This window comes from Peribacillus sp. NPDC058002 (assembly GCF_042886655.1).
Classification (GTDB): domain Bacteria; phylum Bacillota; class Bacilli; order Bacillales; family DSM-1321; genus Peribacillus; species Peribacillus aracenensis.
In genome coordinates this window covers 1-1,905 of record NZ_JBHVQU010000443.1, presented here as the reverse complement: position 1 = coordinate 1,905, position 1,905 = coordinate 1, and the positions used below count along the sequence as shown (strand labels likewise).

Below are 1,905 nucleotides of genomic sequence, written 5' to 3'. Positions count from 1 at the left end.
GTCCAAGGGAGACCCCGCAGGCGCAAAGGCGCCGAGGAGGCTCCCGGACCGCCCGTGGAAAGCGAGTGCCTGTAGTGGAAATCATTTTACAAACCCCAAAAAAACATCCAAACCTTATTTTGTTGACTGAACCAAATTTCTAACCAGTCATGATTGTACTTGCTTATTTCTCTTTTTTTCATTGATGGCTTTTTGATCGATTTTTATATAGATGCGTTCCACTTCCATTTTGTCATGCAATAGAAGTTCGCGGTTTTCCTTTAGCAGTTCAGTATAAGATTTCCTTCTCCTAGACATTTTTTAATCCACCTCTCAAGTGATTGAATTCCTTTTGTAAAACAACGATCGGAAGCTCGTATAGTTGTTTATTATATTTTTTAAAAATCCCTAATTTCAGAAGTTCTTGTATAAGCTCCTCTTTTTTTGCTTCTCTCTTTGAACTTAATTGGGTAATCATCAAGGACCCTCCTTAACAAAAATTCTGACTTTCGGTAATTCGGGCTGCCTAGCATCCGATCCCACATGCAGAATCTCCACTTCTTCCTATTGCTTCCCCATATAAGTGCATGCTCTGCAAAGTCTTCACTTTCCCTTAATTGATCGTATGTATTGCTTTCATGGTGTATTTTCAATACTCGATCATATACATCGAATCCGAATTGCTTCATTTTATCGGAAAGGATATCTATCGCGGCGCACGGTTTCGAATGGGTCAAGTCGCCGGCACCAAAGAATGCGACCTTCAAACCAGCAAAGTCCACCTGGTCAATTTCTTCATAAAACTCGTGTGCTTCATACGGTAAATCTTCAAGACTCCATGTATATAAACCAATAAAGGCCAAATCAAAATCCTTTAAAGCATCAACTTCAACAGTATCCAATCTTTCCATATATACCTCACAGCCAACAGCCTTCATTCTATTCTTTATGTTTATAGCCATTTTCTCGGTATTACCGGATAAACTGACATAACCAAGGAATACCTTCATCTATATCACCTTCCTAATTGAGAATTAATTTCATTACACAGTTTACTATAAATGAAAATGATTCTCAATGTCAATTATTTGTTCCCCATATATGTAATGCCGCTGGAACGTTTCTTCAAAAAAAAGCGCGTTTTACTCTTTAAGAGTAAACGCGCTCTTGGTTAATCTAGTATCCCAACCCTAAATCTTTGAATTAATAAAATTTCACAATATCTTCGAAAGGCAGGAACGTTTTTTCTCCTGGTTGTTCATTCGGCTCACCAAATGGCATTTGAGCTATCAACGACCATTTCCCTGGAAGATCCCAAGTCTTCATCACTTCTTCATCGATGATTGGATTATAATGTTGTAAAGATGTCCCTATACCTTCCGCTGATAGAGTCATCCATATTGCGTACTGAAGCATAGCATTTCCTTGATGGGACCAATATGGAAACTGTTCTTTATAGGAGGGTGCTTTTTCTTGCATTTGTTCTATTGTTTCTTGATTTTCAAAGAATAGAATAGTACCCGCTCCATCACGAAATCCTTGTAATCGTTCTGCTGTTGCCGCAAAGTTCTCTTCTGGAACACGGGAACGAAGTGTTTCTTTTACAATATCCCAGAACTTTTCATGCTCGTGATCCATCACTACCACCACTCGTCCACTTTGCATATTAAATGAAGTTGGTGCATGTAAAGCCGTTTTTAATACTTCATTCATCCTTTCTTTCGTAATATTTTCGTTCTTTTTCACCTTACGGATGGAACGGCGATTGATAATGGCTTCTTTTAAATTTGTTGTGGTTGCTGACATTTTGATTCCTCCAAATTATGATGTTTTTAATTTTTGGCTGTTTTCGCTTACTTTGTTGCTATTTTCCAAGTAAAGCGGTGTGGTTGATTTCCCCTCCAGATGCTCGCTTTCCGCGGGGCG

At 38.7% G+C, this 1,905-nt stretch carries 4 protein-coding genes; all 4 read right to left on the bottom strand.

Annotation, left to right across the window (positions count from 1 at the left end; genetic code table 11):
• Positions 1–147: 147 nt before the first annotated feature.
• Positions 148–297, bottom strand: coding sequence for an FbpB family small basic protein (locus tag ACFVSH_RS26120; protein WP_387708703.1), 150 nt, complete (start codon positions 295–297; stop codon positions 148–150).
• On the bottom strand, positions 290–457 hold the full coding sequence (locus tag ACFVSH_RS26115) for a Fur-regulated basic protein FbpA (RefSeq protein WP_387708701.1): 168 nt from the start codon (positions 455–457) through the stop codon (positions 290–292). Before ACFVSH_RS26115 ends, ACFVSH_RS26120 begins: the two co-directional genes overlap by 8 nt.
• Positions 378–989: a flavodoxin domain-containing protein gene (locus tag ACFVSH_RS26110; RefSeq protein WP_387708699.1), complete on the bottom strand. Its 612-nt coding sequence runs from the start codon at positions 987–989 to the stop codon at positions 378–380. The genes ACFVSH_RS26115 and ACFVSH_RS26110 overlap by 80 nt, the downstream gene beginning before the upstream one ends.
• A 193-nt stretch (positions 990–1,182) precedes the next feature.
• Positions 1,183–1,785 (bottom strand): nitroreductase family protein, encoded by a 603-nt coding sequence (locus ACFVSH_RS26105; protein WP_387708697.1) that lies wholly within the window; start codon positions 1,783–1,785, stop codon positions 1,183–1,185.
• Between the last annotated feature and the right edge of the window lie 120 nt (positions 1,786–1,905).

What these genes read in the sequence shown, in the direction of transcription:
- ACFVSH_RS26110 (WP_387708699.1), bottom strand. Translation starts at nt 989, where the DNA reads ATGAAGGTATTCCTTGGTTATGTCAGTTTATCCGGTAATACCGAGAAA.
- ACFVSH_RS26105 (WP_387708697.1), bottom strand. Translation starts at nt 1,785, where the DNA reads ATGTCAGCAACCACAACAAATTTAAAAGAAGCCATTATCAATCGCCGT.
- ACFVSH_RS26115 (WP_387708701.1), bottom strand. Translation starts at nt 457, where the DNA reads ATGATTACCCAATTAAGTTCAAAGAGAGAAGCAAAAAAAGAGGAGCTT.
- ACFVSH_RS26120 (WP_387708703.1), bottom strand. Translation starts at nt 297, where the DNA reads ATGTCTAGGAGAAGGAAATCTTATACTGAACTGCTAAAGGAAAACCGC.